Annotated in this window: 18 protein-coding genes and 1 pseudogene; 4 read left to right on the forward strand and 15 right to left on the reverse strand. The window is 63.0% G+C overall.

The genetic code is table 11. The features are described from left to right. A pseudogene (gene prpB / locus DXT59_RS06815) lies at positions 1–118 on the reverse strand (methylisocitrate lyase); the annotation flags it as partial. Between the two features lie 204 nt (positions 119–322). Here prpB and prpR point away from each other — a divergent pair. After that, positions 323–2,341: a propionate catabolism operon regulatory protein PrpR gene (prpR, locus tag DXT59_RS06820; RefSeq protein WP_205417382.1), complete on the forward strand. Its 2,019-nt coding sequence runs from the start codon at positions 323–325 to the stop codon at positions 2,339–2,341. Between the two features lie 40 nt (positions 2,342–2,381). Here the strand turns inward: prpR and DXT59_RS06825 are convergent, their stop codons facing one another. Beyond that, positions 2,382–2,651, reverse strand: a complete 270-nt coding sequence (locus DXT59_RS06825) for a hypothetical protein (protein ID WP_162877975.1) — start codon at positions 2,649–2,651, stop codon at positions 2,382–2,384. 238 nt (positions 2,652–2,889) lie between these two features. Here DXT59_RS06825 and DXT59_RS06830 point away from each other — a divergent pair, with 238 nt between their 5' ends. The 3 genes from DXT59_RS06830 (at position 2,890) to DXT59_RS06845 (ending at position 4,212) form a co-directional block, all read left to right on the forward strand. Further along, complete coding sequence (locus DXT59_RS06830) at positions 2,890–3,207, forward strand: YnfA family protein (RefSeq protein ID WP_116136165.1); 318 nt, start codon at positions 2,890–2,892, stop codon at positions 3,205–3,207. A gap of 171 nt (positions 3,208–3,378) precedes the next feature. Next, positions 3,379–3,822 (forward strand): CopD family protein, encoded by a 444-nt coding sequence (locus DXT59_RS06840; protein ID WP_116136167.1) that lies wholly within the window; start codon positions 3,379–3,381, stop codon positions 3,820–3,822. A gap of 150 nt (positions 3,823–3,972) precedes the next feature. Next, complete coding sequence (locus DXT59_RS06845) at positions 3,973–4,212, forward strand: hypothetical protein (RefSeq protein ID WP_116136168.1); 240 nt, start codon at positions 3,973–3,975, stop codon at positions 4,210–4,212. A gap of 69 nt (positions 4,213–4,281) precedes the next feature. Here DXT59_RS06845 and DXT59_RS06850 read toward each other — a convergent pair whose 3' ends face one another. From DXT59_RS06850 to DXT59_RS06910, 13 genes are all read right to left on the reverse strand, one after another. Then, the gene (locus tag DXT59_RS06850; RefSeq protein WP_116136169.1) at positions 4,282–4,986 is read right to left on the reverse strand and encodes a glutathione S-transferase N-terminal domain-containing protein; all 705 of its coding nucleotides are present in this window, start codon (positions 4,984–4,986) and stop codon (positions 4,282–4,284) included. A gap of 123 nt (positions 4,987–5,109) precedes the next feature. Next, positions 5,110–5,811, reverse strand: coding sequence for an energy transducer TonB (locus tag DXT59_RS06855; RefSeq protein WP_240324425.1), 702 nt, complete (start codon positions 5,809–5,811; stop codon positions 5,110–5,112). Positions 5,812–5,851: 40 nt separating this feature from the next. Continuing rightward, positions 5,852–6,250: an ExbD/TolR family protein gene (locus DXT59_RS06860; RefSeq protein WP_116136170.1), complete on the reverse strand. Its 399-nt coding sequence runs from the start codon at positions 6,248–6,250 to the stop codon at positions 5,852–5,854. Further along, positions 6,247–6,885, reverse strand: a complete 639-nt coding sequence (locus tag DXT59_RS06865; RefSeq protein WP_116136171.1) for a MotA/TolQ/ExbB proton channel family protein — start codon at positions 6,883–6,885, stop codon at positions 6,247–6,249. Before DXT59_RS06865 ends, DXT59_RS06860 begins: the two co-directional genes overlap by 4 nt. A gap of 25 nt (positions 6,886–6,910) precedes the next feature. Beyond that, a complete protein-coding gene (locus DXT59_RS06870; protein ID WP_420823369.1) occupies positions 6,911–9,013 on the reverse strand; it encodes a TonB-dependent receptor in 2,103 nt (700 codons plus the stop codon). 283 nt (positions 9,014–9,296) lie between these two features. After that, positions 9,297–9,590 (reverse strand): DUF971 domain-containing protein, encoded by a 294-nt coding sequence (locus DXT59_RS06875; protein ID WP_116136173.1) that lies wholly within the window; start codon positions 9,588–9,590, stop codon positions 9,297–9,299. Then, positions 9,587–10,567, reverse strand: coding sequence for a HEAT repeat domain-containing protein (locus tag DXT59_RS06880; RefSeq protein WP_116136174.1), 981 nt, complete (start codon positions 10,565–10,567; stop codon positions 9,587–9,589). Before DXT59_RS06880 ends, DXT59_RS06875 begins: the two co-directional genes overlap by 4 nt. A 54-nt stretch (positions 10,568–10,621) precedes the next feature. After that, positions 10,622–11,422 carry an ABC transporter ATP-binding protein gene (locus DXT59_RS06885; protein ID WP_240324426.1) on the reverse strand — a complete coding sequence of 267 codons (801 nt, stop codon included), beginning with the start codon at positions 11,420–11,422 and terminating at the stop codon, positions 10,622–10,624. Beyond that, positions 11,419–12,282 carry an ABC transporter permease gene (locus tag DXT59_RS06890; protein ID WP_116136175.1) on the reverse strand — a complete coding sequence of 288 codons (864 nt, stop codon included), beginning with the start codon at positions 12,280–12,282 and terminating at the stop codon, positions 11,419–11,421. The genes DXT59_RS06885 and DXT59_RS06890 overlap by 4 nt, the downstream gene beginning before the upstream one ends. Before the next feature lie 42 nt (positions 12,283–12,324). Beyond that, complete coding sequence (locus tag DXT59_RS06895; RefSeq protein ID WP_116136176.1) at positions 12,325–13,752, reverse strand: ABC transporter substrate-binding protein; 1,428 nt, start codon at positions 13,750–13,752, stop codon at positions 12,325–12,327. A 45-nt stretch (positions 13,753–13,797) separates the two neighbouring features. Next, positions 13,798–14,043, reverse strand: coding sequence for a 4Fe-4S dicluster domain-containing protein (locus DXT59_RS06900; protein ID WP_116136177.1), 246 nt, complete (start codon positions 14,041–14,043; stop codon positions 13,798–13,800). 30 nt (positions 14,044–14,073) lie between these two features. Then, positions 14,074–15,810, reverse strand: coding sequence for a fumarate reductase/succinate dehydrogenase flavoprotein subunit (locus tag DXT59_RS06905; protein ID WP_116136178.1), 1,737 nt, complete (start codon positions 15,808–15,810; stop codon positions 14,074–14,076). Beyond that, complete coding sequence (locus tag DXT59_RS06910) at positions 15,807–16,577, reverse strand: GntR family transcriptional regulator (protein WP_116136179.1); 771 nt, start codon at positions 16,575–16,577, stop codon at positions 15,807–15,809. The genes DXT59_RS06905 and DXT59_RS06910 overlap by 4 nt, the downstream gene beginning before the upstream one ends. Positions 16,578–16,771: the final 194 nt, after the last annotated feature.

The following is a 16,771-nucleotide window of genomic DNA, read 5'->3' on the forward strand; positions in this document are numbered from 1 at the left end:
GCGCCATCTTGGCCGCGTAGGCTGTGATCGCGCCGACGACTTGCAGCGGTTTTTCGTTCGCGACGGCCGCGCGGAACGCCGCGCCGGCACGCAGGGGTTGCTGATGACCTGTTTCCACGTTTGCTCCAAGAAAGGTGCTCCGTTTAAGCAAGGGGCGGACCAGGATGTGAATGGCGCCCTAAGTCTTTGATTTCTATAAGAGCCGCTCGGTATGCTGCACTCGCTACGTTTCTAAAATGAAATCGCCTGTTTCATTATGGAAATGAGCGTCGCATAATGCGACGATGCGCGCCTGCGCGGTTCCAACGACGGAGTGTGCTCAGTGAGCCGTCTACCTTCCGATCATTCATTCGAGGTGTCGCCGCATCCGCGGATCTGGGCTTTCGGTATCAGCCGATTGCGCGATCTGCTGTTCGAGATCGCGGGCGAATACGATACGCGCGCCGACCTCCGTGTCATTTCGCGCGCCTACGACGATGCTGTGCGCGAAGTGGAATCGGCGGGCGCGCGGCGTCCCGATGTCATTCTCGCGGGCGGTTCGAACGCGGCATACCTCAAGACGCGGCTCGTCGTGCCCGTCGTCCAGATCGCGCCGACCGGCTTCGACGTCATGCAGTCGCTCGCGCGTGCCCGGCGTCAAGGCGAGCGGCAGGTTGCGCTCGTTACGCCCGGCGAGACGCCGCAGGAAGTGCGCGATTTCGTGACGGCGTACGGGCTCGATGTCGTGTTCGCGTCGTATCGCTCGGCCGAAGACGCCGAGGTTTGCGTGCATGCGCTGCGCGAGCGCGGCGTGGGGGCGATCGTCGGGCCGGGGCTCATCGCCGATTTGGCGGCCGCGGCGGGCATCGATGCGGTGTTCCTCTATTCGCATGCCTCGATACGGCGCGGCTTCGAGACGGCGCTGGAATTGGCGGAAGCCACCCGCGTCGAAGTCAAACGTCGTCTGCATATCGACAATTTGCTCCAGCATCTGCGGGACGGCGTGGTCGCGCTCGATGCGAACGGTCGCGTCGAGGCGATCAATCGCCGGCTCGCGCAAGCGCTCGATATCGACGCTGCGCGCGCGGTCGGCCGAGCGCTTGCGGAGATTGCGCCGGATCTATCGCGCGCGTTGCCCGATACCGACGGCGACGTGCTCGCCTCGATTCGCGGCGTCAGTTATCTCGTGCATCGCGGGCCGCTCGTGGGCGATGGCGGCGAAGACGGCGTGGTCCTGACGTTCCAGGAGTCGCGCGCGGTCGAGCGGCTGGACCGCACGTTGCGATCGAAGCAACTCACGCATCAATTCTCGGCCCGCTACCGGCTCGACGATTTGATCGGCGAAAGCGCGTCGATGCAGCGCGTGAAGACGCTTGTGAAGCGTTACGCGAAATCGGACGCCACAGTGCTCGTGCTCGGCGAGAGCGGTACCGGCAAGGAAATGGTCGCGCAAAGCATCCACCGGCTCAGCGCGCGGCGCGAGTTTCCCTTCGTCGCCATCAACTGCGGCGCCTTTCCCGAGGCGCTGCTCGAAAGCGAGTTGTTCGGGTACGAGGAGGGGGCCTTTACGGGGGCGCGTAAAGGCGGCAAAGCCGGGCTGATCGAGGCGGCGCACCGCGGCACGCTGTTTCTCGACGAGATCGGCGAAATGCCGCTGCCGCTGCAAAGCCGCTTATTGCGCGTGCTGCAGGAGCGCGAGGTCGTGCGGCTCGGTTCGACCGAGCCGACGCGCGTGGATATTCGTGTGATCGCCGCGACGCACGGCGCGCTGACCGAGCGCATCGCGGGCGGGTCGTTTCGCGCGGACCTCTATTACCGCTTGAATATCTTGAGTGTGGCATTGCCGCCGCTGCGCGAGCGGACCGACGACATGATGCCGCTCGCCGAGGCGCTGTTGTCGCAGGCCGCGCGCCGCGAGCCTCGCCTCGCGGCGCGCGTTCGCCGTGACGAGGCGCTCTCGCACGTGCTCTCGGGCGTACGAGAGGCGTTGTGCCGCTCGCACGTGCTCTCGGGCGTACGAGAGGCGTTGTGCCGCTATGCGTGGCCCGGCAATGTGCGCGAGTTGCAAAACGTCATCGAACGGATTGCCGTCGAGCTTGCCGATGTCGAGACCGCGAACGGGAGTATTGCGCCGCTCGACGTCGAGACGATGCGCACCATTGCGCCGGAACTGTTCGTCGGCGCGGGGGACGTGCGAGACAGCGCCAAGGCCGCGAAGACGCTGCGCGAGCGCAGCCGTCGCGTCGAGGCCGATCAGATTCGCGCAGCGCTCGCGGCTTGCAATGGAGATCGCGACGAAACGTGCCGGACGTTGGGAATCAGTAAGACGACTTTGTGGCGCAAGCTCAATGCGGTGCGTTGAACTTCGCGCCGCTGCATCCGCTTATGTCGAGTACGAACGATTACGCGCTGAGGTCGCCGGTCTTGAGCGAAATGCGTTGCCCCGCATTCTCGGTATTCATCGGCGCAACAGCGCCGGCGATGCGCTGCCGGCCGAGTTCGAACGCGAGCGTAAGCTGACGCTCGCTGGAATCGAGCGCACCGAGTTCGCGCTGGGCAACATCGGCGGGCAGTTTGAATGCCTTGTACCCCCATCCGAATTCGTAGGCGGCAAACCAGAGTGCTTCGCCATGAACCATGGGGCGGGTCAGCTTGACGGCGGGGGTGGACATCGCAGCTCCTAATGCTGATGAAACCGAAAGCAATACTACTAATTCTGACAGTATGCGAGCGAATTGGGTGACTAAAATCGTTTTCATCGATTGAGACCGGTGCTCTATTGACAGACTGTTTTCTTCGCAAAGTGGCTGCGAAGGCCGTCCTGGCGAGGTCTGGACCCGGTTTCGGCCGACGGAGGGACGGTCTGGGTTAGCATCCTCGGGTTCCTGCTCCTTGCTCCTTGCCCCTTGCATGAAGACATTATTCCTGTACGTCGCCACGGCTATCGCCGAAATCGCCGGGTGTTATCTACCGTATCTATGGCTCAAGGAAGGCAAAAGCGCGTGGCTCCTGTTGCCTGCGGCACTTTGTCTCGCGCTGTTCGCCTGGCTTTTATCGCTGCACCCGGCGGCGGCCGGGCGTGTCTATGCGGCTTATGGCGGCGTCTATGTGTCGGTCGCGCTCGTGTGGCTTTGGTGGGTCGAAGGCATCGCGCCGACGCGGTGGGACTGCGCCGGCGTCGCGCTTGCCCTGTTCGGGATGGCGTTGATCGCTTTTCAGCCGCGCTGAAGGCCGTGGCCGTGGCGCTTTCGCACATGAAAGCCGGTGTCGGCTCGGCGAAATACTCGATTTTCATGCATCATCGCGACGCGCGTCGAAGCTCGGACGTCGCACCGAACGATCCCAACCATCCCGGCGCGCGAATACGGCCGGACATAAGCCGGAAAAAGGACACCCACCATGCTTTATCTTTGGCTCAAAGCGTTGCACGTCGCTGCGGTTTTAGCACTGCTGGCCGGGTTGACTCCGATGGCGCTCGCGGTCGCCATTTTGTCCAAGCAACGAGGCGCGGCTAACGGGCAGGGGCAAGAACATGCCGGGTTCATCGAAGCGGCGCGCAATTGGGATCGGTATGTGGCTTCGCCGGCGTTGTGGCTCGTGTGGGGACTCGGCATCGCGCTGGCTTGGACCGGAGGATGGTTCAGCGCGCCTTGGCTCATGATCAAGCTGTTCTTCGTACTCGTCCTGTCAGCGCTCCACGGGATGATGTCGGCGATGCTTAGGCGAGCCACCACAGGGAGTGCGCGCGCGGTGCCCGGTTTCACTCGGCATTTTCCGGCCGTGATCGTCGTCAGTGCGATCGCGATCGCCGTATTGGTCGTCGTCAAGCCGTTTGCGGTCTAACGTGCAAAGCGTTAGACAAATCGCGGAATCCCGCTTTCTGGTCGCGGCTCGGTTCAGTGTGTGCATCGACGCCGATTGGCATCGTTTCTACTAGCTTGAATTCGCATTTCGTGCCCCAATGTTTGCGCGGCCGAACATAGAGGAGGCACGATGAAATCGATCAGTAAGAAGGTTTTTCTGTTGTCCGCGCTGCTCGCGTTGACGGCAACGGGCACCGCGCACGCCGCCGGCTGCATCAAAGGCGCTGTCGTCGGGGGCGTGGCAGGTCACTACGCGGGGCATCATGCGGTTGCCGGGGCGGTAGGCGGATGCATCGTCGGACATCATCTGGCGAAGAAGCACGCGCAAGAGAAGAGAGAAGCGGAGCTCAAGGCCGCGCCGGCGCAGTGAGCATGAATTAAAGCAGGCGGCGCTCCGAGCGCATGGCGCTCGCCGCCTGCTAACGCTTCGCTACCTCGGTCAGTTGCGGCTCGGGATGTCGAGCCCGCGCACCACGGCGGGTCGAGCGAGAAAGACGTCGAGCGCCCGCTGTACATGGGGGAAGTCGGCGAAGCCGACGAGCTCCCCGGCCTCATAGAAGCCGATCAAATTGCGCACCCACGGGAACGTGGCGATGTCGGCGATCGAATACTGCTCGCCCATGATCCACTGCCGCTCGCGCAGGCGATCATTCAATACGCCGAGCAGTCGCCGCGCTTCGGCGACGTAGCGATCGCGAGGGCGTTTGTCTTCGTAGTCCTTGCCGGCGAACTTATTGAAGAACCCCACCTGGCCGAACATCGGGCCGATGCCGCCCATTTGGAACATCAGCCACTGAATGGTTTCGTAGCGGCCCGCTTCGTCCGCGGCAATGAATTTGCCGCTTTTGTCGGCCAGGTAAATCAGAATGGCACCCGATTCGAACAGGGCGAGCGGTTTGCCGCCGGGGCCGTTCGGGTCGATGATCGCCGGGATTTTATTGTTCGGATTCAACGAGCGAAATTCCGGCGACATCTGATCGTTCGTATCGAAACGGACGAGATGCGGTTCATAGGCGAGTCCGGTTTCCTCGAGCATGATCGACACCTTGACGCCATTGGGCGTGGGCAGCGAATAGAGCTGGATCCGGTCGGGATGCTGTGCCGGCCATTTGCGTGTGATGGGGAAAGCGGAGAGAGCGTCCATGCCTTGTCCTTTAGAGTGGGGCGATGCGCGACCCGACTTGGATCGTTGCAGCGCCTATCGCGATCGTCGATGTGCGGCCCAGCGAGATTCTAACCGCCGGTCGCGAAGCGTGCCGGCGGGGGATTACTGCACGTCGAAGTGCACGCGGACTTGTCGTTGGCTCTGAACCGGGTGGCCGTTTTCTGTCGCCGGGGTAAAACGCCATTTGCGCAACGCGTCGAGCAATATCGCATTCAAGCGCGGATAGGACGTTGGTTTGATGAGTTCGACGTCGAACGTTGCGTCGGCGTGGATGACGAAGCGCGCCAATGCAACGGCTTGATACGCTTGTTCTCGCAAATCGTCCGGCAGCGTGGGCAAAGGTTGCGACAGTAACTGAGCGGCTTGCGTGGAGGCTTCGGCGTGCGCGTTGCCGGAAGACGCTGGATGGCTGTGCGGCTCATTCAACGGGTTATTTCGCGCGACGGCCGCACCTGCGGATTCGGCGAGGTGCTCCGGTGCGGGCTGCTCGTCCCGCCGCGCCGTGGGCGGGATCTCGTGCGAGGCGACAGCGGGTCGGAGCGGCAAAGACGTCGAGCCGCCTCTCGCATGCCGCGGATGGGTGGGCGCGGTCATCGGTTGCGGCTGCGTAAGGACACGCGGATGCGACGGCTGCGACGGGGATGCGATCTGAGCGGATGCAGCCGAAAGCGTCGGAGGCAGTTCGACCAACTGCATCTCGATGGGCGGCGGCGACCTGTCTTTCGATGAGATCAGTTTGCCGAGATAGGACAGCGACAAAAGCCACAGCGCGGCTGCGAGCGTCACTGAGATCAGCCGCCGCATGAGCCGCCCGTTTGTGCTTTGGAGGACACGCGACGGCCGATTACTCACGGTGCACGGCGACGAAAAAATGCTCGGCGCCGCCTTTGCGCGCCGCGAGCATGGCCTGCACCACCACCCCGTGCGAGGCCTGTGCGTCGGCCGCCATCATGACTCCATGATCGGGCGGCAACAGGCGAGAGACGACGGATGCGACCTGATCGAGCGTGACTCGTTGCCGGTCGATATACACGGCATTCGCTCGGTCGATCGACAGCGTGACCGGCCGATCGTTCGGCATTTGCCGCGCCCGCCCTTGGGGTAGGTCGAGCGGAACACCGTCGATTCGCTGCATCGACAGCGATGCGAGCATGAAGGTCGCCAACAAAAAGAACATGACGTCGATCATCGGAATGATCTCGATGCGCCCTCGGTTGGACTTGCGCGCCCTCCGAAATTTCATGCGGCTACCTCCGCATCGCGTTGCTCGCGCACCAAACGCAGTTGCGCTAGCGCTGCGTTGGCGAATGCTTCGAGTTCGTCCATCAAGCGATCGACGCGGCGAGAAAAGTAATTGAAAGCAAACAGCGCGGCCAACGCGATCACGAGGCCGATCGCCGTCGCAATCAGCGCCTGCGCGACGCCGCCCGAGACGCCGGTGGGATCGACGAGACCGTCGGCGCCGATCAGTCGGAACGAGCGCATCATGCCGACGATCGTGCCGAGCAGCCCCAGGAGCGGCGCCGCCGTGACGATCGTTTCCAGCAGCCACAACCCTTGGTTCATCTCACGTTCGGTACCGGAAGCGGCGGCTTCGATACTGGCCTCGATGTGCCACAACGGCGCATGCGATGCCAACAGCGGCCGCGCGATGTGCGCGTATGCATGCTTTGCCGGCAATGCCTCGATGAGATCTCGAGGCGCTGCCTCGCCGTTTTTCAGCGCGGCCTTGGCCACGGCGGATAAACGGGCAAAGCGCCACAAGACGTAGGTTCGGTCGATCGCGATTGCCAGCGCCGCCACGGCCAATGCCGAGAGCGGATAAACGACCCAGCCTCCGAGCCGGACTGCATCGATGAAACCTGCCCATGCGTTCATAGCGCATATTCCCCTGGTCGCTCGTTTAAAAGTATTTCGTGATACCCGCGTAGACTGCTCGACGCGGCCCGTACTGCGGGGCGCCGACGCCGATTCCCGACCCGTCCCGCAACTCGTAGACCCTGCCGAACGTATTGACCAGGACGAGGCGGGCATCGACCTTCCCGATATACGGTTCGTTCAAGTGCTGGACGACGCCCACGTCGACCTCTGCGTACCAGGGCAGCCGATCGGTATTGGCGAACCCGCTGCGCAGTCCACTGCCGACGATGGCGTCGGCCGTGAGCGTGGTGCGCCCGATCGAATACGCGCCGCCGAACGATGCGGTGATGCGCTGGTCGTGATCGAGGTACACCCAATGATTCGCGATATAGGCCAGCTCGTCGGGACTGAAGTTGAATTGCGCCGATTCGATATTCTTGCCTTGTGCGCGGCTATAGGCCACGTTCAAATAGGCCGATGCGTTCTCATGCTTGTAGCTGGCCGTGAACTCGAGTCCGTAGGTTCGTCCGATGGCGTAGTTGAACGGCGAGTAGATCAGTGCCGTACCGAACTGCCCCTCGTCGAGCAGATCCGATGAGCGCTTATAGTAAGCATCGAGGCCGAGCGTCAAATCCGATGTGATGCGCTGAGAGATGCCGATATCGAAGTAGTGGCTGCGCTCCGGCTTGACGCGGTCGTTTTGCGCCGTGGCGCTTTGATTGGTCGTGCCGTTGAATAGGCCGATGGTCGAGTCTGAAACCAGCTCGAACGGCGGCGGCGTGAAGTAGCGGGCATAGCCCGCGTGAATCGTCGTCGCATCCGCGGGCCGATACACGATGCCGATACGCGGGCTGACTTGTCCCGCTTGAACGTACTCGTCCATGCGATCGAAACGCAGCCCGTAGTTCACGGTCACGTTGTTCGTGAGTTTCCATTCGTCCTGCGCGTACAAGCTATACAGATAGCCCGTTTTGCCGCTCGAATCGTCGATCGTAAAGGGGACGTCCGAGAGCTGGTTGCCCGAGCCATCGGCCGGGAACACGGTCACGCTGTTGTGAAACGTCGCGTGCTCGGCTTGCACCATGAGGCCGGCGCGTAGTGTGTGCTTATCGGTCAGCCGGTATGTGGTGTCGGCTTGAATGCCGTTGGCTCGATTGCTGTGAAAGTCGTTCGAGGCGACGCCATTAAAGATCAAGTCCCCCGTGGGGTCGGGATAGAACTGCGTTCTCGTGTACCGGGTAAAAAAGGCGACCTGGTAGTCAAGGGCGGCGCCATTGGTGCCTTGCAGGGAGATGGCAGCGAAATTCGTCAGTTCGGCTTGCGTCTCGTTTAGGTTGGCGGAATCGAATGACGAACTGCCGTTCAGGGTGAACGCTCCGGACAGACCCGGTGTATTGGGGATCTGAAACCGGTTGCTCGCCGCGCCGAACATCACGGCCACGCGTGTGAGCGGATTGAGCAGGTACGACAGATAGCCGAATGAGTTCCCCTGCCTCGTGTGATCGTGCAGCGGGTTGCCGTTCGCAGTCGGAGCCTCGACGCCGAGGTTGTTTTCGCCGAGTGTGCCGGAGAAGTAATAGCTCAGGCGGCCGGTCGTGCCGAACACATCGGCGCCCGTTTGGAGCGACTGGTGGCTTCCGCCGAAAACGTCGATCGTCCCGCCGTTGCCGATGTCGCCGGACTTGGTGCGAATGTCGACGATACCCGCGGTGCGATAGCCGTACTGAGCCGGCAACGCGCCCGTCAGCAGATTCACTTGGTCGACGATGCGCGTATCGAACGATTGTCCGAACCCGCTGATCGGCTCTGGAATCACAATGCCGTCGATACGGTATTGCAGATTCGCGTGTTCCCCACGGACGTGCAATTGCCCGTAGGAATCGTTCGCGACGCCTGGTGCTTGCAGCAACACTTGATTGAGCGGCGTGTCGGATCCTCTCGGCAGGCTATCGATGTCCGCTTCGGAGATACGGTAGACGCTGCTCCCGACTTCGGGCGACAACGCAATGCGCGATTGATTTAGGCGCTTCGCCTGGACGGTGACGTCTAGCGTGTCGTTCCGGCCCGACGTTGCGCTCGCTTCGGCACTGCCTGCCGCGACCGCCTGAGTGGTGTCGCGTTCGGCAGCGTGACCGATTGCCGGCATACCGAGTATCGGTACGGTCAACAGCACCTGCGCGGGGAAGATCAGACGATTCATTGTTTAGTGTGGTCGGTGGCGCGTGGCAGACCGCGAACACGCAGGCTGAACTGCGGGCAAGTCATGTCGGGCGGTCACGGAACCACAGAGTGATACGATATAACATATCACTCTGTAGCGACTACGCGACGTGCCGTTCAAGCGGCCGTCGGACGGGCGCAATGATATAACGTATCAACTTGACGGAGCAAGCGCCCTTCGGGTTGGCGCGCCGACGGCCCCGTGTCGCTCAGGCGCTCTGCCCGGCCAGTTCCGCAAGATAGGACCACGGAAAGATGCCGCGGTCGTGCCCGTCGCTGAACGCGATTTGGATGCCGTACGGCATCGGGTGGATGTCGTCGATTCGTACGGCATCGGCTAGCGTCAACGACTGATGCAATAAGCGTTTGCGCCGGCATTCCGCGCACGGACACATCCGGCGCAACCGTCCGGCATCGATCGACGGCGCGGCGCCGTTCGGCCAGACGAGCGTAATCGCGTGGGCTTGCGGGTCGAGCCTGATTTCGATCGGTGGTGCGTTCATCGTTTCGCCTGCTCGATCTGCGCGAGGGCGATGCGGGCCGATTTACGCACTTCGGGATCGCCGTCTTGCGAAGCTTCCTCCAGCGCCAAGCGCGAATCGGGCGAGCCGATCTCCCCGAGTGCAAGCGCGGCTTCCTTGCGCAAGTTGCCGATCGGATGCCGCAGCAGCGAAGCGACGGCCGCGGCGGCGCTCACCGCCCGCAGCCGCCCAAGCGCACGGACCGCGCTTTGCCGCACCTGCCAGTAACTGTCTTCGAGCGCGGCGATCAACGGCTCGGCCGCGGACGGGACGCCGAGTTTGCCGAGCGTTGCCGCCGCTTGCTCCCGCACCTGCCAAGCACCGTCGGCCAAGGCTCCGAGCAACGCGGACGCGACGGCATCGTCCTCGCTCGATGCAAAACCCAGGGCGCTCGCCGCGGCGCGCCGCACCTCGGGCTCGGGATCGAAGGTCACGCGGTGCGTGAGCGGTGGCAGGGCGCGTGCGTCTTTCAGCCAACCGAGTACGTTGACTGCCTCGAGCCGTACCGCTGGCGTCGTCTCGTCCAGCGCGTGATAGGCGGCGGTGAAAGCCTCGGGGCAGCGCAACTCGCGCAGGCCGCGCAGTACGCTCGCGCGCACGAACGGTTCGGGCCGGCCGGCCCATTTCAGCAAGGTAAGCGCCGAGCGCGGGTCCTTCAGTTCGGAAAGGCTTTGCGCGGCCGCGCGGCGAACGGCCTCGTGCGTATCGAGGAGCGCGGCGCATAAGCCTTCGACGACGTCGTCTTGTTCCCACTCGGCGAGGACGCGCGCAGCTTCCTGCCGGACCGTCGCGGATGGGTCGCGGCAAAGCAGATCGACGATACGTGGTACGGCGTCGGGCTCGCCTTGATCGGCAAGCTCGAGCAGAGCGACGCGGCGTACGTGTTCGTCGGCGGCGTCAAGGCGCGCGTCGGCGCCCGTGGTATCGGGTTGGGCGGTGATGGGAAGCGAAGCGGTCATAGAGTCTCGATGAAGGGCGTGAAGGGCGGCACGTGCATGATTTGCCGATGTGCCTCATGAGGCGTCGCGCAGCTTCGCGAGGCAACGCCGCTTCAACTCGATAAACGTGGGGTCGAGCGTGGTTTCCTCGGTGCGCGGACGCGCGAGCGGGATGGGTATGTCGTCGACGATGCCCGCCGGCTGCCGCGCGAGGATGACGATGCGCTCGCCCAGAAAAAGCGCTTCCTCAATGTCGTGCGTGACAAAAACGACCGTCGTCCGAACCTTCGACCAGACATCGAGCAGGAGCGTCTGCATGTGCCGGCGCGTTTGGGCGTCGAGCGCCCCGAAGGGTTCGTCCATCAACAGCACGCGCGGCCGATTGATCAATACGCGCGCGATCTCGACGCGTTGTTGCATGCCGCCGGATAGCTGTGCGGGGTAGTGCGACGCATACGCGCCAAGGCCGACGAGTTCGAGCAGCTCGCGTGCGGCCCGGCGTCGCGCGGCAGCGCCGACGCCTTGCATCTTGAGGCCGAACGCCACGTTATCGAGCACCCGTTTCCAGGGAAACAACGTGTGCTGTTGAAACACCAAGCCGCGCTCGGGATGCGGACCCTCGACGGGCTCGCCGTCCACGTCGACCTGTCCGCGGGTGGGCGCGATATGACCGGCGATCGCACCCAGCAACGTCGATTTGCCGCAACCGGAGGGTCCGAGGACGCAGACGAACTCGCCGGCGCCGACGTCGAGATCGATTTGGCTCAGGGCCGCCGCGCGCGCCTGCGCACCGCCGAATTCGACCGTGAGGCCGCGCAGGCTGACCTGCCCGGCGCTCGAGCGCCGCATGTCGATGAGGGGGGCGGCCACGTTCATTGCCGCGCTCCGCCCAGGCGATACCACGGTGTCGAGGCAATCCCGACGCGCTTGACGATCGAACTGCTGACCATCCCCAGCAGGCCGATCAACGCCATGCCGACGACGATGTCGGGATAGTTTTGCAAGGTATAGGATTCCCAAGTGAAATAGCCGATCCCGAATTGCCCGGCGATCATCTCGGCCGTGACGAGGCAGAACCAGGCCGTACCCATGCCGATCGACAAGCCTGTGAAGAGCGCCGGGGCCGCGCCGGGCACGATGACTTCCCGGTACAGCGCGAGCGGCCCCGCGCCGAGACTGCGCGCGGTCGCGACCAAGCGCGGGTCGATCGCCTCGACGCCGTGAATGGTATTGAGCAAGATGGGGAAGAGCGCGCCGACGAACGTGATCGAAACCATGCTCATTTCGGCCGAAGGAAACATCAGGATCGCGATCGGGATCCATGCGACGGCAGGGATCGGCCGCAGCACTTCGAGCGGAGGCAGCACCGCATCCTCGAGCAGGCGGTGACGACCGATCGCGAGCCCGAGCGTGACGCCGACGACGGCCGCCGCGCAAAACCCGGCCAACACGCGAAACAGGCTCGCGGCGAGATGCATCGGCAGCTTCGGCGAATGCAACTGTGCCCAGAGCGCTTGCGCCACGTCGGACGGTGCCGGCATATTCGCGAAAGTCACGATGCCGAGCGAAAGCCGTGCGTGCACGGCGAGTTGCCAAAGGGCGATGCATAGGGCGATCGAAGCGAGTTGCAGCGCGCGTCTCTGCAACGGGACGCCGCGGCCGCGCCGCGCGATGTGCGACCGCAGCTTGGCTGTCTTGCCGGCGGGGAGGTCGGATAATTCGAACGTGATGCCCATGCGAACGCGACTCCTGTTTGACGGAATGAATGCCGCGCTCGGTTAGCGCGCGGCGAGCGAAGGGGCGCCGCCAGTGGACACGGCGGCATAGTCGGCGACTTCGCCGGCGGTGCGCTGGGCGTATCCGGCGGCGTCCGAACGAAGCAGAAATGCCGTGATCGCGCCGTTTTTGCCGCGGACGTACCAAGCCTGCGCGGCAAACAGCTTGAGACCGCTCGCATGGTCGTGGACATACACGACGCGCACCGCTTTGCCCGCGTGCCGCAGCGCCGCGAGCGCCGTAAAGGCCTCGGCCGGATTCGCGTAATTGCGAACTTGCGGCTCGCTTTCGAGCCAAACCTGAGTGACGTCTTCCGTATCGCCGATCGGCTTGCCCGTCACGGCGTCGTTCGCCGTCAAGGGAAGCTTCCCGTAGTTCTTGAGCGCGGCGTCGTAGTCGAGATGCGAGGCTTTGAAGGCCTCGCGGATATAGCGATCGTCGATAAAGGTATTGGCGGTCAGTGCGGTATCGCTCTTCTTCAACAACTTGAGCGTATCGATGGCCGTTGCAAGCGCTTGCCGATACTCGGGCTTCCAAGTCAGATCGCGCGTTTGCACACCGAGCGGGCCGTGATACAGATAGTTCACCGGCGCCTCGATGCCGGTAACCTTTTGAATCAATAGACTGTACTTCTCGGGGTCTTCGTTCATCAGCCGGTTGGCCTCGATCGCGGCGCGCAAATAGGCGACGACGACTTCCGGATACTTTTGCGCATAGGCCGCATCCACGAGTGCCCCATGGAACGTCGGCGCGTGGCTTTGCGCGCCGTCGTAGATCTTGCGCGCGATGCCCCGGTAGGGGAAAAGATCGGCGAACGGGACGAAATCGGCATGCGCGTCGATCTTGCCGGCCTTCAGCGCACTGCCCGCCACCTCGGGCGCTTGCGTGACGATGTTGACGTCGGTTTCGGGGTTCCAGCCCTGCGCCTTGATCGCCCGCAGCAGCATGCCGTGCGCGGTCGATGCGAACGGGACCGAGATCGTTTTGCCTTTCAAATCGGCGATCGAATGCAATGGCGAATTCTCGGGCACGACGATACCGTTGCCGCTGCCCTCGATGCTGCCGGAGAGCACGGTGATGAAGACGCTGCGTTTGCCGGCCTTTTCGAACGCCGCGCCGTTCAGGGAGCCGGGGAAGTCGGCCATCGCCCCGAAATCGAGCTTGCCCGCGACCATCTCGTTCGTCAGCGGGGCCCCGGACGTAAAGTCTTTCCACTGTACGTCGTATTGGACATCCTTGTATTTGCCGGTATGAGGCAAATACTTGTCGAGAAGATGCAGCTCTCTGATCAGTAAGCCGCCCGTCGCACAATTGATCGTCGTGTCTTGCGTACCGATCGCCACGCGGATGGTCTCGGCTTGCGCGCCGGCCGCGAATACGCCGAGCAAAGCCGCGATCGTCAGGCGAAAAGCTTGAGTTCGAAAATTCATGTCGATTCGAATAGGCAATGTGGAAGGCGAGCCGGCGCTGTTCGATCAGCGCAGCAGATAGGGGATGTCGACCTTGACCGCACCGGTCGGGCAGTCCCGCTCGCATGGCATGCAATACCAGCACTCGTCGAATTGCATGTAGGCCTTGCGCTTGGTCAAGTCGATGGCCAGCAGATCGAGCGGGCATACGTCCACGCAAACCGTGCAGCCTTTATCGGCAATGCATCGCGATTCGTCGATCGTCACCGGCGCGCTGCTGCGCTGGAAGATGTCATGCGGCGTGTAGGACATGGATGGGCGTTCCTCGATTTCGATAAAGGCTCAAACTGTTTGAGCAAGGGCGGGTTCGCGAATGCGCAATGCGTCGTAGGCGCCGCGCTCTTCGCGCGCGAGCGGCACGATGTACGGTTCGACCGGGTGCTTCTCGCTCGCCATGTTGCCGCTCGCATCCTTGTACAAATGCGTGTGACAGAACCAGTCTCTATCGTTGCGCTCTGGAAAATCGACGCGATGGTGGTAGAGGCCCCAGCGGCTCTCCGTGCGAAAGAGCGAGGCGCGCGCGGCCATCTCGGCGCAATCGCGGATCGCCCGAACTTCGGCGGCGCGCATCAGTTCGTGGGCGTTGTTCGCTTTGATCGCCTCGATGTCCTCGGCGATTTCGGCAAACCGCTGCAGGCCGATCTCCATCTTGCGCGTGACCTTGGGCGGCTGCAGATAATCGTTCACGAAGCGGCGCAGCTTGTATTCGACTTGCGCCGGCGCGAGCCCATGCTCGCGCGTGAGCGGCGCCAGCACGCGCGTTTGTTCGGCATGCACCTGCTCCATGTCGACGGGTGCATGTACGCGGCCGGCGACATACTGCGCCGCATGCTCGCCCGCGAACCAGCCGTATGTGAAGGCGCCGAGCATGTAGTTATGCGGCACCGCGGCCATGTCGCCCGCCGCGTAAAGGCCCGCCACGGTCGTGCGCGCATTCGTATCCACGCGCACGCCCGATGCGCTATGACCGCTGCACAAGCCGATTTCCGAAATGTGCATCTCCACCATCTGATGGCGATAATCGGTGCCTCTGCCCGCATGAAAACGTCCGCGGCTAGGGCGCTCGTTGGTGTGCAAGATCTGCTCGATCGTTTGGATCGTTTCCTCGGCGAGGTGGTCGAGCTTGAGGAACACCGGTCCGTTGCCGCCTTGGAGTTCTTGATAGAACTCCCACATCATCTGACCGCTCCAGTAATCGCACTCGATGAACCGCTCCCCTTTGCCATTGGCCGTGAAGCCGCCGAGCGGGCCGGTCACGTAGGCGCAAGCGGGGCCGTTGTAGTCCTTGATCAGCGGGTTGATCTGAAAGCATTCGAGGTTCGCGAGCGCTGCGCCGGCGTGATAAGCCATCGCGTAGCCGTCGCCGGCGTTGGTCGGGTTCTCGTACGTGCCCATGAGATATCCCGAGGCGGGTAGTCCAAGGCGTCCGGCCGCGCCGCAGGACAGAATCACGGCCTTGGCCCGCACCACATGAAATTGCGCCGTCCGGCAATCGAACCCGAGCACGCCGCACGCGTGACCGTGGGCGTCGGTCAGCACGCGCGTCACCACCAAGCGGTTGGTGATTTCGATACGCGCCCGCTTCAATTGACGATACAAAATCTTCTTGATGTCGTGGCCTTCGGGCATGGGCAGCACATAGGCGCCCATGTGGTGGACTTTCTTGACCGCGAAGTCGCCGTTGCCGTCCTTTTCGAATTTCACGCCCCAGCGATCGAGTTGTTCGATCGTTTTGAAGCTGTGGGTTGCGTAGGCATGAACCGTTCGCTGATCGACGATGCCGTCATTGGCGATCGTGATTTCGCGCGTGTACTGCTCCGGCGTGGCATGCCCCGGAATGACGGCGTTGTTCAATCCGTCCATGCCCATCGAGATGGCGCCGCTGCGTTTGACGTTGGCCTTTTCGAGCAGGAGCACCTTTAGGCTCGGATCGTATTCCTTGGCCTTGATCGCCGCCATTGGGCCGGCCGTGCCGCCGCCGACGACAACGATGTCGTATTCGAGCACTTCGATGGTCATGACTGGGTCCTAGAATGGGCGTGTGCGGTTTCCCGGTCGATCCGCAGCCGGTACTGGAACGCATCGCCGCGGAAATAAAGGAATTCGTAATCGATGGGCCGGCCGGCCGCATCGTGCGTGAGCCGTTCGATGCGAAGCAGCGGGCTGCCGGCTTCGACGCCGAGTGCGGCCGCGATCTCCGCGTCCGCGAGGATTGCGTCGACGGTCACGTCGGCATGGCCGAGCGGTATGCCGCAGTCGTTTTCGAGAATCAGGAAGATGTCGCGCGTGACGAGGTCGGCGCTCGCGAGCCGCCTGCCGATCGGCTCGGGGATCCACGTGCATTCAAGCGAGACGGGCTCGCGATTGAGCAGGCGTACCCGGCGAATTTCGACGAGCTCTGATCCTTCGGCAACGCGTAGGCGCTGCGCTTGATGGCGGTCGGCCTTGATGATGCGAAACGCGCGGACTTGGTTGATGATCTCGTAGCCCGAGCTCGCCATCGCTTCGGCGAAACCTTGCAGCGACGTGAGGTTTTGCACGGCCTTGGGTTTTGAAACGAACGTGCCCTTGCCGTGCAAGCGAAAGATGAGCCCTTCCTTTTGCAGGTCGCCCAATGCTTGGCGAACGGTAATCCGGCTGACGCCGAACGTTGCGCACAGCTCGTGCTCGGACGGCATTTGGCTGTGCGGCGCATAGGTGCCGTCGACGATTCGCTGACGCAAGGCGTCCTTGATTTGTGCGTAGAGCGGCTGCGGCGCGAGGTGAAGGAGCGGATTGGCGGACATGCTCGGCTTGTTATGACAAGACGAGCCCAGTGTAGTGAGCGGACCGTACGGGACGAACTAACGATTATTGCTATCGATTGCACGCTTTGGGATAACCGCAAGGCGCAAGCCGGTCATCCCCTTACGCCGGCTACCACGGGTAGCTGTGTCGAGCGCTGCGGGGCCGCCGCGTTTGCCCTCGCGGACAGAGCCGA

Origin of the sequence: Trinickia diaoshuihuensis (assembly GCF_003390925.1) — a bacterium.
In the GTDB taxonomy this organism is placed as follows: Bacteria; Pseudomonadota; Gammaproteobacteria; order Burkholderiales; family Burkholderiaceae; genus Trinickia; species Trinickia diaoshuihuensis.